Below are 18,458 nucleotides of genomic sequence, written 5' to 3' on the forward strand. Positions count from 1 at the left end.
CGGTCTGTCGCCCCGCCTTTCAGAACGCTGGGCTGGCGGTGGCAGGTCTCGTACCCCTCTGTGGTCGCCCGCTTCTCGGCATTGTTGTGCTTCCGCGGCCCGGCCTCAAGGGCGCTTCCGCTCCGCTGCGCTGCGCTCTCGCGTCGGCTGGCGCCGATGGCCCTCCGGGCCACCCTTGACCCCGGGCCGCTCCAGTACGAGGAAGAAGTGAGCGGGCGGCCCAGAGAGGTGGGGAGCCCTACGGGACGGTGGAAGGGCGGGCGGAGTTAGGGCGCGACTGCCGTGCGGGCACGCCGGGTGAGATAGCGGGCTCGGGGTGCATTGCTATGCCCCGTGGCACCCCTCATACCCCTCAGCCGACCCACACCAACACCCCGCCCCCCTCTCCGGAGGCCAAGCCACCGCCCGTCCCCGCGCCGCCAACGTCGTCGCGTACTGCGGCAGCAGCGTGACGTCCCCCGGCGACGACCCCTCCGACGCCGCGAACGCCTCGTACGACGGGACCGTGCCCGTGACGATGCCCAGGTTTCCCGTGCCCGAGGCGGACAGCTCGCGCAAGGACGACTCTATGGTCGACAGGTGGTCCTCGTGGGAGGGGTACTCCGCGGACAGGGTCGGGTACGCCGACGTCAGTTCTGTCAGTTCCGCGGCCGGCCAGTGCAGGACCGCTACCGGGAAGGGGCGGGAGAGGGCCTCCCTGTAGGCGCCCAGTTCGGCTTGGAGGCGGGAGATTTCGGCGGCCAGTTCGGCGGGGTTGTCGGAGCCGAGGGACCAGACGCGTTTGGGGTCGTGGAGTTCGTCCAGGGAGACCGGGGAGGAGTGGAGGGTGTCCGCCAGGTCGTCCCAGGTGTCGTGGGGGAGCCCGCGCATGCGGCGGACGCGGTGGCGGCCGTAGAGGAGGGGGTGGACGGCAGAAGGGGGTTCTGAATCGGTCGGCAGGAGCAGGCTTGCTGCCTGCGTGAACGTCTCCTCCGCCGTCTCCAGCTCGTCGTGCGACTCCAGGGACTCCGCGATGATCAGCCAGGGGGCCGGGTCGCGGGGGGATGCGGTGCGGAGGCCCTCGATGATCGCCCTTGCCTCCGCCTCGTGGCCGTACTCCCAGAGGTTCGAGGCCTTCAGGGCGCGGACCAGGGCGGGGTTGTCCAGCTCTTGCGCAGAGGTCAGCAGGCGGTCGTAGAGGGCTGTCGCGGCGGGGCGGTCGCCGGACAGTTCCAGGTGGGCCGCTGCGCGCAGGAGCAGGGCCTCGGCGTCCTCCGGGTACAGGCCGGCGGTTCGCTCCAGGCGTGCCGCTTCGGCGGTGTGGTCGACGTTCTCGGCAGGCGTGTCGGGGCGCATGGGGGACACCGTACTGCCGCGCGCTGACAAAAGTGAGGCGCGGAGGGGGCGTACAGGAAGGCCCGCTATCGTCGTGCGGGAACTCAGATGTGTGCATCCGGTGGGGGTGGCGTGCAGAACGCTGATGTGCTGGTCCATGACGACAGTGATCAGCAGGGTGCCGGGGGGCGGGGGGAGCAGAGTGCCGCGGCGCCTCCGTACTGGCCCTTGCTGCTCGTCTGTGCTGCCGTCGTGCCTGGTGCTCTGCTGTATCTCGCCGGGCGGTGGGGGGATGCGCCTGCCGTGCAGGCCTGGCGGACCGTCTGTCTCGCCGTGACCGTGCAGGCCCTTCCCTTTCTGCTGCTGGGGACCGCTCTGTCCGGGGCGATCAACGCGTTCGTGCCCGAGCGGGTGTTCCAGCGGTTCCTGCCGCGCAGGCCTCTGCTCGCTGTTCCCGTGGCCGGGGTCGCCGGGGTCGTGCTGCCGGGGTGTGAGTGTGCGTCCGTGCCCGTCGCCAGCAGTCTCATCGGGCGAGGAGTCACCCCGGCCGCCGCGTTCGCCTTCCTGTTGTCCGCGCCTGCCATCAATCCCGTCGTCCTGACCGCCACCGCGATCGCGTTTCCCGGGCAGCCCGCCATGGTGCTGGCCCGGCTGGTCGCCTCGCTCGCCACCGCCGTCGTCATGGGCTGGCTGTGGCTGCGGTTCGGGCGGGCGGAGTGGCTCAGGCCCGCGGTGCGGCAGCACACCGGGCATCAGGACGGCCGTAGCCGGTGGGACGAGTTCCGGCGCGGCTTCCAGCACGACTTTCTGCACGCCGGCGGGTTTCTCGTGCTCGGGGCCATGGCGGCGGCCACTTTCAATGTGGCGGTTCCGCGGTCCGTGCTCGACACCTTCGCCGGGTCGCCCTGGCTGTCCGTGCTCTTCCTGGCCGGGCTCGCCGTGGTGCTGGCCGTGTGTTCCGAGGCCGATGCGTTTCTCGCCGCCTCCCTCACCGGGTTCCCGGCGGTGGCGCGGCTGGCGTTCATGGTCGTCGGGCCGATGGTCGACCTGAAGCTCATCGCGCTTCAGGCGGGGACCTTCGGGCGGGCCTTCGCCGTGCGGTTCTCCGCCGCCACCGTTGTCGTCGCCGTCGCGTGCAGCGCGCTGATCGGGGGGTTCCTGCTGTGAAACGGTCCGCTGTAAAAAGGTGGCTTCAGGCGGGGCTGCTCCTGCTCTGCGGGCTCGGGCTGCTCCACGTCTCCCTCGTCACCGACATCTGCCTGCGGTACGTCAAGGAGAGCATGCGGCCCCTGCTCATCGCCTCCGGGGTCGTCCTCGTCGTGCTGGGCATCGCCAGTGCCCTCCTCGACCGTCAGAGGGAGCGCAAAGAGCACGAAAGCCACGACCACGACCACGATCACTCCTCCCTCCCCCGCGTCTCCTGGCTGCTCCTCCTCCCCGCCCTCAGCCTGCTCCTCTACGCCCCGCCCGCCCTCGGCGCCTACACCGCCGCCCGGCAGCCGGCCAAGGTCATCAGCCAGCGCAGCTCCTTCGATCCGCTGCCGAGTACCTCCCCGCTGCCCATGACCCTCTCCGACTTCACCAGCCGGGTGCAGCAGGACCGCGGGCAGGCCATCAAGGGGCGCGCGATCCTGATGACCGGGATCGTCACGCCCCGTGGGGACGGCAGTTGGGATCTGACGCGGATCATCATCAGCTGCTGCGCGGCGGACGCCCAGTCCGTGAAGGTGCGGATCTACGGCGGCGGTCCGGTGCCGTCCGCGAACACCTGGGTGTCGGTCACCGGGACCTGGCACCCGGGCGGCACGCTCGGCACCGGGTCGGCGGCCGTCGCGCTGGACGCCCGCACGGTCGAGAAGATCCCCCGGCCCCTCAACGGCTACCAGGACGCCCTGCCGCCGCCCTCGACCATCACACGGTGACCCCGTCCACCTGGAGGGTCTGCACCGACTTCGCCGCGAAGGGGACCGAGACCGTCTTGCCGGACAGGTACGTGTCCGAGTGGGCCGTATAGAGGTCCGAGCCGCCGGTCGTGACCGTGTTCCAGCGGGGGACCAGGCCGCCCGAGCCGCCCGTCACCGAGGAGAAGGACGACAGGTCGAACGTCAGGGTCGTGGCAGAGGAGGATGTGTTCGCGGCTACGATCACCAGGCGCTTCGCCGCCTTGTCCAGTGCCGCCACCGCGTAGCTCACGCCCGTGTCCAGGATCGTCATGCCCGGCCGGATGTGGCGGGTGAACTGGGCCAGCGTGTAGTACTTCGTCTGCACCGCGCCCGGCTGGAGGGTGGAGGCGTCGTAGACGATCGTCGCCCAGCCCGAGCTGGGGTCCATGACCTGCCAGTACACCCAGGCCGTGGGGTGCAGCCAGCGGAAGTCGTAGAGGAGGTTGCTCGCCAGGGTCAGGCCCGTGGAGTCGCCGTCTCCGTACTCCGAGTTCCACAGGCCCTTGCCGGACGTCGTCACCACGTCCGAGTAGAGCAGGTCACGGCGGCCGCCGGAGCCCTGGTAGCCGTGGACGTTGACCCGGTCGACGTAGCCCTTCGTCGTCGAGGAGAAGGAGTCCCAGGTGGTGCGGGCGAGGTCGTAGGTGTTCTCGTCCGACGCCGAGATCTTCGTCCCGGTCAGGCCGCGCGTGTTCAACTCGCTGCGCAGGTACGGCAGTACGGCCGCCTGGACGGTTGAGTCGATGTGGCAGCCCTCCTGCGTGCCCGTCGCCGTCCACCAGGACGAGGACGGCTCGTTGAAGGCCTCGACCGTGGAGAAGGTCACGCCCCAGTTCTGCTTCGCGTACAGCGCCACCGCGGCCAGGTGGGAGGCGTGCTGGCGGTAGTTCCAGGACTGGAGGTTGTTGCCGCCGTCCGAGGCGCCGGAGGGGTTGTGGTTGTAGCACATCCACCACATGGGCGAGTTGGCGAACAGCTCGCTGATCGCGCCGCGCTGGGTCGCCTTCACCAGCATCGCGCGCTGGGTCGCGTCCGCCGTCCACTTGAAGGACGAGGAGGTGGGGTCCTCGCTCGTCCAGTCCTGCCAGTACCCCTCGATCTGCTTGAACTTCGGGATGTTGGGGGAGGCGACCATCGTCGTGCCGCTGACGCTGTTCCAGCTGCACGCGCCCAGGTTGTAGCGGGCGATGTTCAGGCCCAGGCCGGGCAGTGACGTGCCGTTGTACGTCGTCGACTTGGTCGTGAAGAAGATGTCGGCGAAGTCGTCCCGCGTGCCGAAGACGTTCGCCCACCAGGCCAGGGACGTGCCCCAGCCCTCCCAGGAGCCGTAGGCGGCCGATGGGTTGAGCGAGATCGTCGCGTCCGCTCGCGCGGTGCCCGTGGCCAGGGCGCTGCCCAGCAGGCCGCCTCCCGCAGCGGCCAGCAGTGTTCTCCGTCGGATCATGGCTACTCCGCCTCTTCCGTCGCGGTTCCGTTGCGGCTCCGGCAGCAGGAAGCATCGGGGGTGACGGGTGGGGTTGTCGAGGGTTGTGACAGCCCTTTCTAAAACCAGTGGAGGAAGCCGGGGAGGGTCTGTTCGGCATCCCGAACCCCTTGTCGCTATGGCCAGTTGTGCGCCTTGCACCTATCCTCCGGGCGGTTCCGGGCAGTTCCGGGAGGCTCCGGCGGCTTTCGTGGAGGTGGGTACGGATGGCGGCTTTGTCCGGCGTGCGCGTCGTACGGCACAGCGACCGCCGTCGGCGTGCCCGGCGGCGGAGGGTGCTGTGGGGTGGGGGCGAGGCGCTCGTCACCGTCGGGGTGCTGCTCATGCTGCTGGTGGTGCACCAGCTGTGGTGGACCAATCTGGAGGCGCGACGCGGCGCCGAACGGCAGGTGGAGGATCTGGAGCGGGAGTGGGGCGCCCCGGGCATCCCGGGCATCCCGGGCACCCCGGGGGCCGGCACCGCCGGAGGGGGACCCTCGGCCACCCCCTCCGTCTCGCCCACGGCTCCCACGGCCGCCCCGTCCCGTGCACCGCGGTCGTCGTACGTCGTCCCCGTCGCCGCCGTCCCCCAGAGCTCCCAGGCGTACGCCGTCCTCGACATCCCCCGGCTCGGGCTGCGGGTCCCCGTCGCCGAGGGGGTGAGCAAGGCCGGTGTCCTCGACAAGGGGTACGTCGGCCATTACCGGGGGACCGGACAGCCGGGCCAGGCCGGGAACTTCGCGCTCGCCGGGCACCGGAACACGCACGGCGAGCCCTTCCGGTATCTGCCCCGGCTGCGGCGCGGCGACGACATCGAGGTGGAGACGCGGACGGCGACGTACACGTACGACGTCGACCAGATCCTGCCGCAGACCTCGGCGTCGGACTCGGGGGTCCTCCGGCCCGTCCCGCGCTCCCTCGTGCGGCCGTCCTACGGGTACGACACCCCCGGCTACTACATCACCCTGACCACCTGCACCCCCGAGTTCACCTCGCGCTACCGGATGGTGGTCTGGGGCAAGCTCGTGTCCATGCGGCCCAGGTGAGCCATCCGCGGATTCAGCGGTGCTCCCGCAGCACCGCCACACTCACCGCCCCCACCGCCGCCAGCCCCGCCGACACCGCCAGGGCGAGATTCGCGCCGTGGGCCAGATCGCCGGAGGAGGTGGCGAGGGCGATGGTCAGGGCGACGCCGGCGCAGGAGCCGATGTAGCGGAAGGTCTGCTGGGCGCCGGAGCCCATCGCGGCGCGTGCGCGCGGGACCGAGTCCACGGCGAGCAGCGGCAGCGCGCCGTTGAGCAGGCCGCTGCCCACTCCGCCGATGATCAGGCCGGGCAGCAGCCGCGTCCAGGAGCCGGAGCCGAGGGCGCCGAGCATGGTCAGTACGGCGATGGCGTGGAGCGTGAAGCCGACGGCCAGCTGGGTGCGCGGGGCGATACGGCCCGCCAGGTGTTTGACCTGGAGGGCGACCGCGAAGCTCAGCCCGGACCAGAGCAGGAACAGCCAGGCGGTGTCCATGGCGGACAGGCGCAGCGTCTGCTGGAGCAGGGCCGGCAGGAAGCTGAAGATGCTGATCACCGCGAGTCCGGTGAACAGGCCGCCGGCCGACGAGGCCAGGAAGGGGGTGTGGCGCAGCAGGCCCAGGTCGATCATCGGAGTGCGGGTCCGGCGTTCCACCGCCACGAAGAGTGCGATCAGGAGGACGGCGGCGGCGAAGAGGAGGCCGACCGGGGTGCGCAGCCAGCCGTCCCGGCCCAGGGTCAGGGCCGCGACCAGGGACACCAGCGCCAGGCCGAAGGTGAGCGCGCCCAGCACGTCCGGGCGGCCGCCGCGCGGGGCGCGGGACTCGCTGAGCGTACGGGTGCCGAGGGCGGCCACGACGAGGGCGGCGGCGCCGAGGACGCCGTACGCCATGCGCCAGCTCGGCATCGCGCCCGAGACCAGCGGGCCGGCCGCGATGCCGCCGCTGACGAAGGCGCCCCAGACGCCGGTCGCGTGCAGGCGGCCGCGCGGGGACGGGAAGGCCGCCACCAGCAGGCCCAGGCTGCTCGCGAGGAGCGCCGCGCAGGCCGCGCCCTGGGCGATGCGGGCGAGGGTGAACTGCCAGGTCGACGTCGTGAAGGCGCCGAGGGCGGTGGTGAGGCCGAGGGCCAGGGTGCCGCTGAGGAAGAGCCGGCGGCGGCCGTAGTCGTCGGCGAGGCTGCCGGCCACCAGCAGGAGGGCGGCGAGGCCGAGCGGGGTGCCGTTCAGCAGCCAGGCCTGGCCGGACAGGGGGGTGTGCAGGGCCCTCGCGGTGTCCGGGAGCGTGACCATCGGGGCCGTGTACGTCATCAGCGCCACGGCGGTGGCCGCGCTGGTCAGGGCAAGGGTGGCCCGGGGGCGTGCCGGGGTGTCCCGGGTGGTCCCGGTGCCGGTATCGGTACCGGTGGCTGCGGGGGTGGTGGCGGAGTCGAGCCCGGTCATGGCAGGTCCTGTCCCTCCGGGGCGTGAAGTCTCAGTTCGGTCATTGAACCTAGCTGTCCCGGCCACCGTAACACGGTGGGTTCGGTCACCGAACCAAGGAGTCGGAAAGTGGCTACAGTGGAGGGCATGGCACTGGGCAAGGACTACGCGACACAGGAGTGCTCGATCGCGCGCGCACTGGAGATCGTCGGCGAGCGCTGGACGCTGCTCGTCGTCCGGGACGCGCTGTACGGCGTGCGGCGCTACAACGACTTCCTGGCCCACCTCGGCATCCCGCGCGCCGTCCTGGCCGCCCGGCTGCAGACGCTGACCGCCGAGGGCATCCTCGAAAAGCGCCGGTACCAGCAGTCGCCGCCCCGCGACGAGTACGTCCTCACCGAGCGCGGCATCGCCCTGTGGCCCACCCTGCGCGCCCTCGGGCTATGGGGCCGCGAGCACTTCACGGACGCCCAGCTGCGCGTCTTCCGGCACGTGGACTGCGGCACCGAACTCGGGCCGTACGGCGAATGCCCCGTGTGCCGGGCCGCCGTACCGGTCGGGGACGTGGTCATGCATCCCGGTCCGGGCCTCGACCGGGAGCCGGCCGACCCGGTCAGCCGGGCCCTGCTGAAGCCGAAGCGGCTGCTGGAGCCCTTGGAACCCTTGGAGCCCCTGGACGTGCCGGGGCAGGAGGCTCGGGTATAAAGGGCTGAAGGCCGGACGGATACCGGTAGGTGCGCACAGGGAGGGGGGACCGGATGAGGCGCGGGTTCGTGTCGTCGCGTGCGGTCGCCTCGCTGCTGCTCGTACTGCTGCCGGTCCTGCTGCTCGACACCGGCAACCTCTCCGCGACCGTGGCGCTGGCCGCGACCGCCGCCGCCGGTTCCGCGCTCTCCGCCTGCGCCCTCCTCGCCGCCCGCAGCGCGCCCGCCGTTCCGCCCACGCGCGTGCGCACGGCGATCCGGGACCGGGCCAGACGTACGGCCTTCCTGCCCCAGCGTGATCCCGACGCGCCCGGCCGCCGCCGGCCCAGGGCGCCAGGGCGTGCCCTTCCGGCGACCGCCGCGTAGGGCACGCACCCCTCCTGTATCCGTGACCCCGCGCGGGTCGTCATGCCGTTCTGATCATCTCCTTTCCGGCCATGTCCGGACTTCGGCACGACGAGACCCCCGGAGGGCTCACCCATGTCCGTCTTCGCTGTCTTCGCCCGCCTGGTCGAGCATCTCGCCGACCTGCTGACCCCGCTGTTCCACGCCTCCGCGGCCGCCGCCGCGATCGTCCTGTTCACCGCACTCGTACGACTCCTCGTCCACCCCCTGTCCCGCGCCGCCGCCCGTGGCCAACGGGCGCGGGCCGCGCTCCAGCCGCGCATCGCCGAGCTACGCCAGAAGCACGCCAAGGATCCGCAGCGGCTGCAGCGGGCGGTGCTGGAACTGCACGCCGAGGAGAAGGTCTCACCGCTGTCCGGCTGCCTGCCGAGCCTGCTCCAGATGCCCGCCTTCTTCCTCCTCTACCACCTCTTCTCCACCTCCACGATCGGCGGCCGGGCCAACGGCCTGCTCGCGCACCGGCTGTTCGCGGCGCCGCTCGGCGGGCGCTGGGCCGACGCGCTCGCCGACGGCGGTCCGTTCGGCCCCGCCGGGCTGGTCTACCTCGGCCTCTTCGTGCTTGTCGCGGCCGTCGCCGCCTTCAACTACCGCCGCACCAAGCGGATGATGGCCACCGGCCCGGTCGCCGCGAGCACGGGGGACGGCGCACAGGTGCCGGGCCTCGGCGCGGTCAACAAGGTCATGCCGTTCATGTCGTTCTTCACGCTCGTCACCGTGGCGGTCGTCCCGCTCGCCGCCGCGCTGTACGTGGTCACCAGCACGACGTGGAGCGCGGTGGAACGGGCCGTCCTCTACCCGTAAGAGGCCTGGTTACGGTCCAGTACGTGAACAAGGTCTTGCGGAGTGGACCAGGTGATTGGAGGATCAGCCAAGTCCTCCGATGGCTGCACACGTCGGCCGGGCGCCCGCGATCGAAGGAGAAGGTGACCATGAAGCTGCTGCGAGTCGGTACGGCGGGAGCGGAGCGGCCCGCGCTGCTCGACGCCGAGGGAACCCTCAGAGACCTCTCGGGAATCGTGGCCGACATCGACGGCGGGCTCCTCGCCGACGCGGCCGCGCTCGGCCGGGTACGGGCCGCCGCCGAGGCCGGCGAGCTGCCGGTCCTCGACGCGACCGGGCTGCGGATCGGACCGCCGCTCGGCCGCATCGGCAAGATCGTGTGCATCGGGCTCAACTACCACGACCACGCCCGCGAGACCGGCGCCGAGCCGCCCGCCGAGCCGGTCGTCTTCTTCAAGGCGCCGGACACGGTCGTCGGGCCGAACGACACCGTGCTCGTCCCCCGCGGCTCGCGCAAGACCGACTGGGAGGTGGAGCTGGCCGTCGTCATCGGGCGTACGGCCCGCTACGTCGAGTCGGCCGAGGAGGCCTTGGGGCATGTCGCGGGGTACGCCGTCGCGCACGACGTCTCCGAGAGGGAGTTCCAGATCGAGCGGGGCGGGACCTGGGACAAGGGCAAGAACTGCGAGACGTTCAATCCGCTCGGGCCCTGGCTGGTGACGGCCGACGAGGTCGCCGACCCGCAGGACCTGTCGCTGAGGCTGTGGGTCAACGGCGAGCTGAAGCAGGACGGCACGACGGCCGAGCAGATCTTCCCGGTGGGCGAAGTCGTGCGGTACGTCAGCCAGTTCATGACCCTCTACCCCGGCGACGTCATCAACACGGGGACACCGGCGGGGGTGGCGATGGGACGGCCCGAGCCCAAACCGTATCTCCGCGCCGGGGATGTGGTGGAGCTGGAGATCGCCGGGCTCGGCCGTCAGCGCCAGGAACTCAAGGACGCGTAGCCGTCACTTCAGCAGATCGGCCAGCCTGCGCCAGCCCTCCCTCGGCAGGTTGTACCTCTGGGCGTCGGTGACGAGTTGGAGGGCCACATGGTCCGCGCCGGCCTGGTGGAAGGTGTCGATGCGGTCGCGGACGCGGTTCTCGTCGCCCCAGGCGAAGACCGCGTCGACCAGGCGGTCGCTGCCGCCGTCGGCCAGGTCGTCCTCGGTGAAGCCGAGGCGCAGGAAGCTGTTGGTGTAGTTCGGCAGCGCGAGGTACATCGCGAGGGTCTCGCGGGCCAGAGTGCGGGCCCGGTCCGGGTCGGGCTCCAGGACGACCTTCAGCTCGGGTGCCAGCAGCGGGCCCTCGCCCAGGATCTCGCGGGCCTGGGCGGTGTGCTCGGCGGTGGTCAGGTACGGCACCGCGCCCGCCGCCCGCTCGCCGGACAGCTCCAGGATCTTCGGGCCGAGGGCGGCCAGCACCCGGCGCCCCGCGGGCACCCCGGCCGCGTCCAGCGCGTCGAGGTAGTCGACCAGCGCCGCGTACGGGCGGCGGTACTGCTCGGCGAGCTTGGCGTGGCTCACGCCGAGGCCGAGCACGAAGCGGCCGGGGTGGGCCGCCTCCACCTCGGCGAAGGCCGCCGCGCTGGTCTCCGCGTCGTACTGCCAGATGCTCTGGATGCTGGTGCCGACGGTGAGCGTGCCGGTGGCCTCCAGCAGCGGTACGGCGTGCCGGGCGGCGCTGCTGCCGCCCAGCCAGACGGCTCCGTAGCCTAGTTCCTCCAACTCGACCGCGGCTTCGCCCAGTTCGCTACGTCGGGCGGGATCCTCGTCGCGCAGGCCGCCACTCCAGATGCCGTACCGGCCGATGCTGTCCTTCAAGGTGCTCGCGGTGCTCATGGGGTAGTCCCTCCGGATGAGGTCTTGATCGTCACGTCTGCAGCCATTCCCAACCGGAGGGATCCCGCCACGAATTCCCGGCAGGTGTCACACCTTCAGGAACTCTTCCAGTGCCGCCACGACGAACCTGTGGTCGTCCAGCTGGGTCAGGCCGGAGACCGTCACGGCGCCGATGACGCCCACGTTCTCGACGTTGATCGGGAACGAGCCGCCGTGGGCCGCGTAGACGTCGGGGTCCAGGCGGGAGGAGTCCTCGAAGGTGGTGCCCTTGGCGCGGAAGCGGGCACCGACGAGGTAGGAGGAGGCGCCGTAGCGCTCCACCACGCGGCGCTTGCGGGCGATCCAGGCGTCGTTGTCCGGGGTGGAGCCGGGCAGGGCCGCGTGGAAGAGCTGCTGGCCCGCGCGGTGGATGTCGATCGCGACCGGCGCCTGGCGCTCACGGGCCAGCTCGACCAGGAGCGAGCCGAGGGCCCAGGCGTCGTCGTACGTGAACTGACGGAAGACCAGGCGGCGTTCCTGTGCCGCCAGTTCCTCGACGGACGGGGTCAGTTCGGGGGTCGAGCGGGGAGTGATCTGGGGCATCAGAGGGTCACCGTCACCTTGTCCTGGGCCGAGCGGCGGGCCGCTTCGAGCACGTCGAGGGCGGCGGCCGCCTCCAGGGCGGTCACCGGGTTGGGGCCGGTACCGCGCAGGGCGTCGGCCACGGCCGCGTAGTAGGCGGGGTAGTCGCCCGGCAGGGTCGGTACGGGGGTGCCGCCGCCGGTCAGCGGGGACTCACCGGCGCCGATACGGCCCCACAGGGACTCGGGCTCGGCACCCCACCGCGGGCCGGGCCGCAGGCCTTCCCGCAGCGCCGCCTCCTGCGGATCCAGGCCGTACTTCACATAGCCCGCCGCCGAGCCCAGCACCCGGAAGCGCGGGCCGAGCTGAGGGGCGGTCGCGGAGACGTAGAGGTGGGAGCGGACGCCGTTCGTGTGCGTGAGGGCGATGAAGGTGTCGTCGTCGGTCTCGGCGCCGGGGCGGCGGACGTCCGCCTCGGCGTACACCTCGGCGGCCGGGCCGAACAGGACCAGGGCCTGGTCGACGACGTGGCTGCCGAGGTCGTAGAGGAGACCTCCGATCTCTGCCGGGTCGCCGGACTCGCGCCAGCCGCCCTTGGGCTGGGGCCGCCAGCGCTCGAAGCGGGACTCGAAGCGCCGTACGTCACCCAGCTCTCCTTCGGAGATCAGCTTGCGCAGGGTCAGGAAGTCGTTGTCCCAGCGGCGGTTCTGGAAGACGGACAGGAGCAGACCGCGCTCCTCGGCGAGGGCCGCGAGGTCGCGGGCCTCGGCGGCGGTGCCGGCGAGCGGCTTGTCCACGACCACCGGCAGGCCCGCCTTGAGGACGGTGGCGGCCAGCGGCACGTGCGTCTTGTTCGGGGACGCGATGACGACGAGGTCCAGCTCACCGGCGCGGTCGAACAGCTCCTCGGGGGTGCCGGCCGTGCGGACGTCCCCGAACTCCGACCGGGCCTGCTCCTGCCGCTCGGGGTTCGAGGTGACCACGGTGTCCAGGGCGAGGCCCTCGGCGGCGGCGATCAGCGGGGCGTGGAAGACGGAGCCGGCGAGGCCGTAGCCGATCAGGCCGACGCGGAGGGGGGTGGCAGCAGTCATGGGTTGGGCCATGCGTCCCACTTTCGCAACGCTGTTGCCAAAGTGCAAGTGGCGGGGACAATGGGTGGCGTGAACAGGACGAGGGCGAGGGCGGGGGCCGGGGCGAATCTGCGGGCGGTGCGGTCGCACAACGCCGCGCTGGTGCTGGGGCTGCTGCGGGACGCCGGCGCGCAGGGCATCAGCCGGCTCGAACTCGCCGAGCGCACCGGGCTGACCCCGCAGGCCGTCAGCAAGATCACCGCGCGGCTGCGGGAGGAGGGCTTCGCCGCGGAGGCCGGACGGCGGGCCTCGACCGGGGGCAAGCCGCGGACCGTACTGCGACTGGTGCCGGAGGCCGGGCACGCGGTGGGCGTGCATCTGGACCGGGACGGGCTGCGGGCGCTGCTCGTCGATCTGGACGGGGCCGTGGTGGCGGAGCAGCGGGCGGGGCTGGACCTGGGGGCCGGGGCGGAGGCGGTGCTCGGGGTGGTCGTCAGGGCGGTGGAGGGGCTGGTGGCGGATGGCCTGGGTGTGGGTGACGGGGGTCTTTCCGGTGCCGGGAGCCTTTACGCTGCCGGGACGCTGCTCGGGGTGGGGGTGGCGCTGCCCGGACCGCTCGACCATGTGCGGGGCGTGCTGCACCGGATGACCGGCTTCCCCGAGTGGGACGGCTTTCCGCTGCGGGACGCGCTGGAGGCCCGGCTGGGGGTGCCGGTGGTGGTGGACAAGGACACCAACGCCGCCGCGCTGGGGCTCTCGGTGGGCGGTGAGGGCGGATCGGGCTCCTTCGCGTATCTGCATCTCGGTACGGGGCTCGGGGCCGGGTTGGTGATCGGCGGAAGCGTGCACCGGGGGGTGCGGACCGGGGCGGGGGAGTTCGGGCACCAGGTGATCCAGCTGGACGGGCCGTTGTGCCCGTGCGGGAACCGGGGGTGCGTGGAGGTGCTGTGCCTCGGGGCCGTGGAGCGCGGGGAGCCCGGGGAGGCGGCGCGGGTGCTGGGGGTGGGGGCGGCGAATCTGGTGGGGCTGCTGGACATCGACGCGGTGCTGCTCGGGGGGCGAACGGTGGCCGGGGCGCCGGAGGTGTTTGTGCGGGGGGTCGGTGAGGTGCTGGAGGACCGGGTCCGGCGGGAGGGTAGCGGTGGGGAATCGGTACCGGTTCGCGTGGCGGCGGGCGGAGAGCGGGTCGTCGCCGAGGGGGCTGCGCAGTTGCTGTTGGGGCCGTTGTTCGGGCGGGGGGATGGGTGAGGGCCCTGTGCGAGGGCTGGGGCTCGGTCGGGCGGAGGGCGCGGGTTGGCTGGGGCTGGGTCGGGTGGAGGGCGCGGGTTGGCTGGGGCTGGGCGGGGGTGGGGTCGCTTGCCGGCGCGTGCAGGGTGCCTCCCCCACGCTCGGCTTCTCCCCCACGCTCGGCTTCGCTCGCGCGGGAGGTGCCCCCATCGCGGGGGGACCCCCATCGCCCACCCGTGCCGCCCTGGGGGTACCCCCTGCTCGAAGAGCTTGGGGGAGGCACGATTGCCCGGAGCTGGGGCGGCGCGCGATCACCCGCGGCTGCGGCTGCCCGCGGCTGCGTGCGTCGGCTCCTCGCCCCACCATGGAATCAACCGCATCAATCGACTCGACGGGCGACCCCCGTCCCTCAGGACGCACCAGTCGCCGCAGTGAGGAGTGAGCATGCGCTGCTCCCGTACCCGCTCCAGGATCTTCATCGGCGCCGCCCTCCTGGCCCTCGCCGGGCCGGTCGCCGTGTCGCCCGCCCTCGCCGCTTCGCCCGCCTTCGCCGCCTCGCCGGTCGGCACGGTCAGTCCCGCCAAGGTGAAGGCCGGTCAGGACGTCCATCTCACGCTCGCCGGATGCAGCAAACCCCGCGAGGGTGGTCGCGCCGAGGGAGCGCTCATCGAGACGGTCGACCTCACGCTCAAGGTGACCGGCACCCTGGTCGGGACCGCCCGGATCGACCCGGACGCGCATACGGGCGAGACACAGATCCACCTGGCCTGCGTCTCGGACCCGGACGACGTGGCCACGGTGGACGTCACGATCACCAGCTGACCCGGCGACCCGGCACGGCACCCTGGATCCTGCGCTGATCGAGCGGACTTCGCAGCCCCTGCGGGGTGGCATCCCGCGTACCCGCAGGGGCCCGGCATGGTCATGTGTCCATGCGACTGCGCACGTCACCGTTCACGCCCCTACGGCCCGTACGGCCCCTACGACCCGTTTGGCCCCTACGACCCCTCCGGCCCTCCCGGCTCGCCGGATTGCTCGGCGCCGTCGTACTCACCCTGGCAGGCAGCCTGTGCGGCTCGGCGGCCGCTGTCGGTGTCGCTGTCGGTGTCGGTGTCGGTCGCGACAACGGGCCGGCGCCGGTGACACCCGGCTCGTTCGGGTCGGGGCTGACGCTCACCAACGTCCGGGCGCACGGGCGTACCGTCGTGGCGACCGGGTCTGACGGGCGGCTGATCGTCTCGCGTGACGACGGACAGAGCTGGGGAGCGGTGCACTCGCCCGTGGGGGTGAATCTGCGCGGGGTCGCGTACGGGGGCGGGCGCTGGGTCGCCGTGGGTGACAAGGGCGCCGCCGCCACCTCGACGGACGCGGTGCACTGGTCCGCGGTCGACCTCGGCTCCACCGAGGCGTTCCGCGCGGTCGCCTCCACCGACGGAAGCTGGGTCGCCGGGGGATCGTCCGGCACCGTACTGGTGTCGAGCGACGGCACACGCACCTGGGCGCCGGTCTCCGTCGGCACACAGGTCCCCCTCTGGGGCGGGACGTCGTACCGTGGGCTGACCCTGCTCACCGGCGACAACGGCGAGATCGCGACCACGACCGACGGCACGACGTGGCAGCTCACACAGGCCCCGGTCCGGGTGGTGCCGACCACCGGCCGACGCGAGTTCCTCTGGCAGGTCGTCCACGGCGACGCCGGCTTCGTGGCCGTCGGCGGACAGGGCGCGATCGCGTTCTCGCGGGACGGCGCGCGCTGGTCGGCGCCGGCTTCCGCACTGAGCCAGATCCTCCGGGGCGTGGCGTTCGGCCACGGCCGCTACGTCACGGTCGGCGAGGACGGCCAGATCGGGATCGCCCGGGACAGCCGGCACTGGAGTGTCGAGGCGGACGTACCCACCGACGAGGATCTGCGCGGCGTCACCTTCACCGGTGACTCCTTCATCGCGGTCGGGGACTTCGGCACCGTGCTCCGGTCCGGCGACGGCGTCCACTGGACCCGGGTGCTGGACGGGGCCGTCCGCAGTCTCGGCGCCGTGATCCACGGCCACCGCCAGTTCGTCGCCGTGGGCGCGGAAGGGCGCATCCTGCGCTCGCCGGACGGCGAGCGGTGGAGCACCGCGGTCTCGGGGACGCGCCGGCACCTGTACGGCGTGGCGAGCGGGCCGGGCGGGTTCGTCGCGGTCGGCGCCAAGGGTGTTCTGCTCGCCTCGGCGGACGGGCGGCACTGGCACCGGCGCCGCGTTCCCACATCCGAGAACCTGAGAACGGCCGCCTGTCTCAACGGCACGTGGTACGCGGCCGGCGACGACGGCGCCCTGCTCACGTCCACCGACACCCGGGTCTGGCGGCCGGACACCTCGCTGGTTCCGTTCTCGATCCGTCGGCTCGCGCAGGCGAACGGCATCCAGATCGCCGCCGGGGCGGGGGTCATCGCCTCCCGCCCGCCCGGCGGCCGGTGGACGCTCAACACGGCCGGTGCGTACCACTTCCAGACCGGCGTCGCCGCAGGCCAGGGCCTCTTCGTGATCGTCGGCCACGCCGGTACCGTCCTCACCTCCCCCGACGGCTCGACCTGGACGCCCGCCCCGATCGACACCGTCGGGAACCTCGACACGGTTGCGTACGGCGACGGCCTGTGGGTCACCGCGGGACTGGCGTTCCTCGCCACCTCGCCGGACGCCATGACCTGGACGTCCCGGCCGGTCCCGACCCGCAGCTCGGTCCGCGGGATCACCCACGGGCCCGGCCGCTGGATCGCCGTGGGCGACCACGGCGTGATCATCGCCTCCCGGGACGGCATCTCCTGGACGCGCGCCGTGCGCTGATCGACGAGCGCTGATCGACGCGCGCCGTGCGCTGATCGAGGGGACTTGGCGGCCCGTACCGGAGTGGCACCCCGCCTCAGCCGCCACACCGGCATGGTTATGTGTTCATGCGATGGTTCGCCTCTCCGTCCGTGTCCCTGTCCCGACGCCTCACCGTGGCCGCCGTTGCCGCCACCGCCCTCGTTCTCGTGTCGCCGCAAACCGCCCGGGCGGCCGCGGCCGCCCCACCCCCCGCCTGCGTCGGCGCGAACGCGCACGCCTTCCCGCTCACCGCCCGGATCCGCGGTGGACCGGGCTCGTACGAACCGGGCGGTGGTTACGGCACCTGGTACATCGACCTCAGCAACACCACCCGCCACACCTGCACCGGCATCCATCCGGTCGTCGTCCTCGTCGACAGCAAACGCACGCTGAAGCCGGGCCAGCCGCAGCTGGACTTCTACGACGGCGCCAAGGCCCGTCCGGTGTCGTTCGAGACCACCGATGAGCAGGAGCTGGTCGGGGTGCTGGACGGCCAGGGGTTCGGCGGGTTCGCCGTGCCGGCCGGCGGGACCGTGAGTGTCAAGGTCAGGCTCGCCCTCACCTCCGACGCCCCGGCCGACCAGGTCACCGCCAGCGCCGCCGTCGTCCAGCGCCGGGGCGAGGACGGGGACTGGGTCGGGCAGTCCAACGCGTACCGGTTCGCCATCGCGCAGGACGGGGAGAAGCGCGGGGAACGCACGACGTCCGACCCCGGCCGTGCCCAGGACGGCGGAGGTCTTCCGCCCCGCCCCGCCTCTGCCGCCTCCACCGCTTCCCCCCACACCACCGCCCCCAGCCTCCCCTTCGCCGAAGCGGCGGCGGAAGCTGGTGAGCGGGCTCGCGAGCTGGCGCGTACCGGGCTCGGCCTCGCCCACGGGCTGTTCGCGGCCGTCCTCGCCCTGCTGGCCGTCGGCGGCAGCGCGTACCTCCTCGTCCGCCGCCGGCGCTGACGTCGGGTCCCGTGCCGGCCATCCCACCCTGTCTGCGACGATCCCTGCGTGGACTACCCGAACGACCAGGCCCCCGGCGCCCCCGTCCGCTCCGGCATCCCCGAGCACGGGCGCATCCCCAAGTACTACGCGGTGAAGGCGCGGATCGCCGCGCTCCTCGACGAGCTGGGGGAGGGCAGGTCCATCCCCACCGAGCGGGATCTGGCCGAGCGGTACGACGTCGCGCGCGAGACCGTGCGGCAGGCGGTACGGGAACTGGTGCTGGAGGGGCGGCTGCGGCGCCAGGGCCGCGGGACCGTCGTCGCCGGGCCCAAGCTCGAACAGCCGCTGTCCCTCGCCAGCTACACCGAGGGCGTGCGCCGCCAGGGCCGTACCCCCGGCCGTACCCTCGTCACCCTCGACCGGTTCCCGTGCCCGGACGCCCTCGCCGCCGAGACCGGGCTCACCCGGGGCGAGCCGGTGTGGCACCTGGAGCGGGTGCTGCTCGCCGACGAGGAGCGGGTCGGGCTGGAGAGCACGTACGTCGCCGTCGCCCGGGTGCCACGGCTGGCCGACGACTTCGACCCCGACTCCTCCTTCTACGGCTACCTCACCGCCCAGGGCATCGCCTTCGGTGACGCCGACGAGCGCATCGAGACCGTGCTCGCCACCCCCCGCGAGGCCCTGCTCATCGGCACCCCGCCCGCCCTGCCCATGCTGCTGATCCACCGCGTCTCCCGGGACACGGAGGGCCGGCCCCTGGAGCGCGTGCGCTCGCTGTACCGGGGAGACCGGTTCTCCTTCACCGCCCACCTCAAGGGCTGAAAAACGCCGATATCGACCCCTCCTCCAATATCACGAAAAGATAACGGGTCTAGCCCAAACGTGATGG

General features: G+C 72.4%; 18 protein-coding genes. 12 read left to right on the top strand and 6 right to left on the bottom strand.

All coding sequences use genetic code 11. The features are described from left to right. Positions 1-324: 324 nt before the first annotated feature. The gene (locus tag O1G22_RS26380; protein WP_270083577.1) at positions 325-1,335 is read right to left on the bottom strand and encodes a tetratricopeptide repeat protein; all 1,011 of its coding nucleotides are present in this window, start codon (positions 1,333-1,335) and stop codon (positions 325-327) included. Positions 1,336-1,542: 207 nt separating this feature from the next. Here O1G22_RS26380 and O1G22_RS26385 point away from each other — a divergent pair, with 207 nt between their 5' ends. Then, positions 1,543-2,481 (top strand): permease, encoded by a 939-nt coding sequence (locus O1G22_RS26385; protein WP_270086550.1) that lies wholly within the window; start codon positions 1,543-1,545, stop codon positions 2,479-2,481. Continuing rightward, positions 2,478-3,236, top strand: a complete 759-nt coding sequence (locus O1G22_RS26390) for a TIGR03943 family putative permease subunit (RefSeq protein ID WP_270083578.1) — start codon at positions 2,478-2,480, stop codon at positions 3,234-3,236. Before O1G22_RS26385 ends, O1G22_RS26390 begins: the two co-directional genes overlap by 4 nt. Here the strand turns inward: O1G22_RS26390 and O1G22_RS26395 are convergent. Continuing rightward, a complete protein-coding gene (locus tag O1G22_RS26395; RefSeq protein ID WP_270083579.1) occupies positions 3,226-4,701 on the bottom strand; it encodes a glycoside hydrolase in 1,476 nt (491 codons plus the stop codon). The genes O1G22_RS26390 and O1G22_RS26395 overlap by 11 nt on opposite strands. 245 nt (positions 4,702-4,946) lie before the next feature. Between O1G22_RS26395 and O1G22_RS26400 the strand changes: the two genes are divergently transcribed. Continuing rightward, positions 4,947-5,765 carry a class E sortase gene (locus O1G22_RS26400; RefSeq protein ID WP_270083580.1) on the top strand — a complete coding sequence of 273 codons (819 nt, stop codon included), beginning with the start codon at positions 4,947-4,949 and terminating at the stop codon, positions 5,763-5,765. A 13-nt stretch (positions 5,766-5,778) separates the two neighbouring features. On the opposite strand, the gene O1G22_RS26405 is transcribed toward O1G22_RS26400, so the two are convergent. Further along, positions 5,779-7,182 (bottom strand): MFS transporter, encoded by a 1,404-nt coding sequence (locus O1G22_RS26405; protein WP_270083581.1) that lies wholly within the window; start codon positions 7,180-7,182, stop codon positions 5,779-5,781. Between the two features lie 117 nt (positions 7,183-7,299). Here O1G22_RS26405 and O1G22_RS26410 point away from each other — a divergent pair, with 117 nt between their 5' ends. The 4 genes from O1G22_RS26410 to O1G22_RS26425 all read left to right on the top strand — a co-directional run bounded on the left by O1G22_RS26410 (position 7,300) and on the right by O1G22_RS26425 (position 10,057). Beyond that, the gene (locus O1G22_RS26410) at positions 7,300-7,866 is read left to right on the top strand and encodes a winged helix-turn-helix transcriptional regulator (RefSeq protein ID WP_270086551.1); all 567 of its coding nucleotides are present in this window, start codon (positions 7,300-7,302) and stop codon (positions 7,864-7,866) included. 68 nt (positions 7,867-7,934) lie between these two features. Beyond that, positions 7,935-8,231 (top strand): DUF6412 domain-containing protein, encoded by a 297-nt coding sequence (locus tag O1G22_RS26415; protein ID WP_428986406.1) that lies wholly within the window; start codon positions 7,935-7,937, stop codon positions 8,229-8,231. A gap of 114 nt (positions 8,232-8,345) precedes the next feature. Next, positions 8,346-9,071: a YidC/Oxa1 family membrane protein insertase gene (locus O1G22_RS26420; protein ID WP_270083582.1), complete on the top strand. Its 726-nt coding sequence runs from the start codon at positions 8,346-8,348 to the stop codon at positions 9,069-9,071. Positions 9,072-9,199: 128 nt separating this feature from the next. Next, the gene (locus O1G22_RS26425; RefSeq protein ID WP_270083583.1) at positions 9,200-10,057 is read left to right on the top strand and encodes a fumarylacetoacetate hydrolase family protein; all 858 of its coding nucleotides are present in this window, start codon (positions 9,200-9,202) and stop codon (positions 10,055-10,057) included. A 3-nt stretch (positions 10,058-10,060) separates the two neighbouring features. Here the strand turns inward: O1G22_RS26425 and O1G22_RS26430 are convergent, their stop codons facing one another. The 3 genes from O1G22_RS26430 to O1G22_RS26440 all read right to left on the bottom strand — a co-directional run bounded on the left by O1G22_RS26430 (position 10,061) and on the right by O1G22_RS26440 (position 12,585). Continuing rightward, positions 10,061-10,933, bottom strand: a complete 873-nt coding sequence (locus O1G22_RS26430) for an LLM class F420-dependent oxidoreductase (RefSeq protein WP_270083584.1) — start codon at positions 10,931-10,933, stop codon at positions 10,061-10,063. Between the two features lie 87 nt (positions 10,934-11,020). Continuing rightward, entirely contained in the window at positions 11,021-11,515 is a 495-nt protein-coding gene (locus O1G22_RS26435; RefSeq protein ID WP_270083585.1) for a heme-degrading domain-containing protein, read from the bottom strand. Further along, positions 11,515-12,585, bottom strand: a complete 1,071-nt coding sequence (locus tag O1G22_RS26440) for a Gfo/Idh/MocA family protein (RefSeq protein ID WP_270083586.1) — start codon at positions 12,583-12,585, stop codon at positions 11,515-11,517. The genes O1G22_RS26435 and O1G22_RS26440 overlap by 1 nt, the downstream gene beginning before the upstream one ends. 60 nt (positions 12,586-12,645) lie before the next feature. Between O1G22_RS26440 and O1G22_RS26445 the strand changes: the two genes are divergently transcribed. The 5 genes from O1G22_RS26445 to O1G22_RS26465 all read left to right on the top strand — a co-directional run bounded on the left by O1G22_RS26445 (position 12,646) and on the right by O1G22_RS26465 (position 18,391). Beyond that, the gene (locus tag O1G22_RS26445) at positions 12,646-13,812 is read left to right on the top strand and encodes an ROK family transcriptional regulator (protein ID WP_270083587.1); all 1,167 of its coding nucleotides are present in this window, start codon (positions 12,646-12,648) and stop codon (positions 13,810-13,812) included. A gap of 423 nt (positions 13,813-14,235) precedes the next feature. Beyond that, complete coding sequence (locus O1G22_RS26450; protein WP_270083588.1) at positions 14,236-14,613, top strand: hypothetical protein; 378 nt, start codon at positions 14,236-14,238, stop codon at positions 14,611-14,613. A gap of 110 nt (positions 14,614-14,723) precedes the next feature. Continuing rightward, the gene (locus O1G22_RS26455) at positions 14,724-16,616 is read left to right on the top strand and encodes a beta propeller repeat protein (protein WP_270083589.1); all 1,893 of its coding nucleotides are present in this window, start codon (positions 14,724-14,726) and stop codon (positions 16,614-16,616) included. A gap of 131 nt (positions 16,617-16,747) precedes the next feature. Continuing rightward, positions 16,748-17,587 (top strand): hypothetical protein, encoded by an 840-nt coding sequence (locus tag O1G22_RS26460; protein ID WP_270083590.1) that lies wholly within the window; start codon positions 16,748-16,750, stop codon positions 17,585-17,587. Positions 17,588-17,635: 48 nt separating this feature from the next. Further along, positions 17,636-18,391, top strand: coding sequence for a GntR family transcriptional regulator (locus O1G22_RS26465; RefSeq protein ID WP_270083591.1), 756 nt, complete (start codon positions 17,636-17,638; stop codon positions 18,389-18,391). Positions 18,392-18,458 lie beyond the last annotated feature (67 nt).

This window comes from Streptomyces camelliae (assembly GCF_027625935.1).
In the GTDB taxonomy this organism is placed as follows: domain Bacteria; phylum Actinomycetota; class Actinomycetes; order Streptomycetales; family Streptomycetaceae; genus Streptomyces; species Streptomyces camelliae.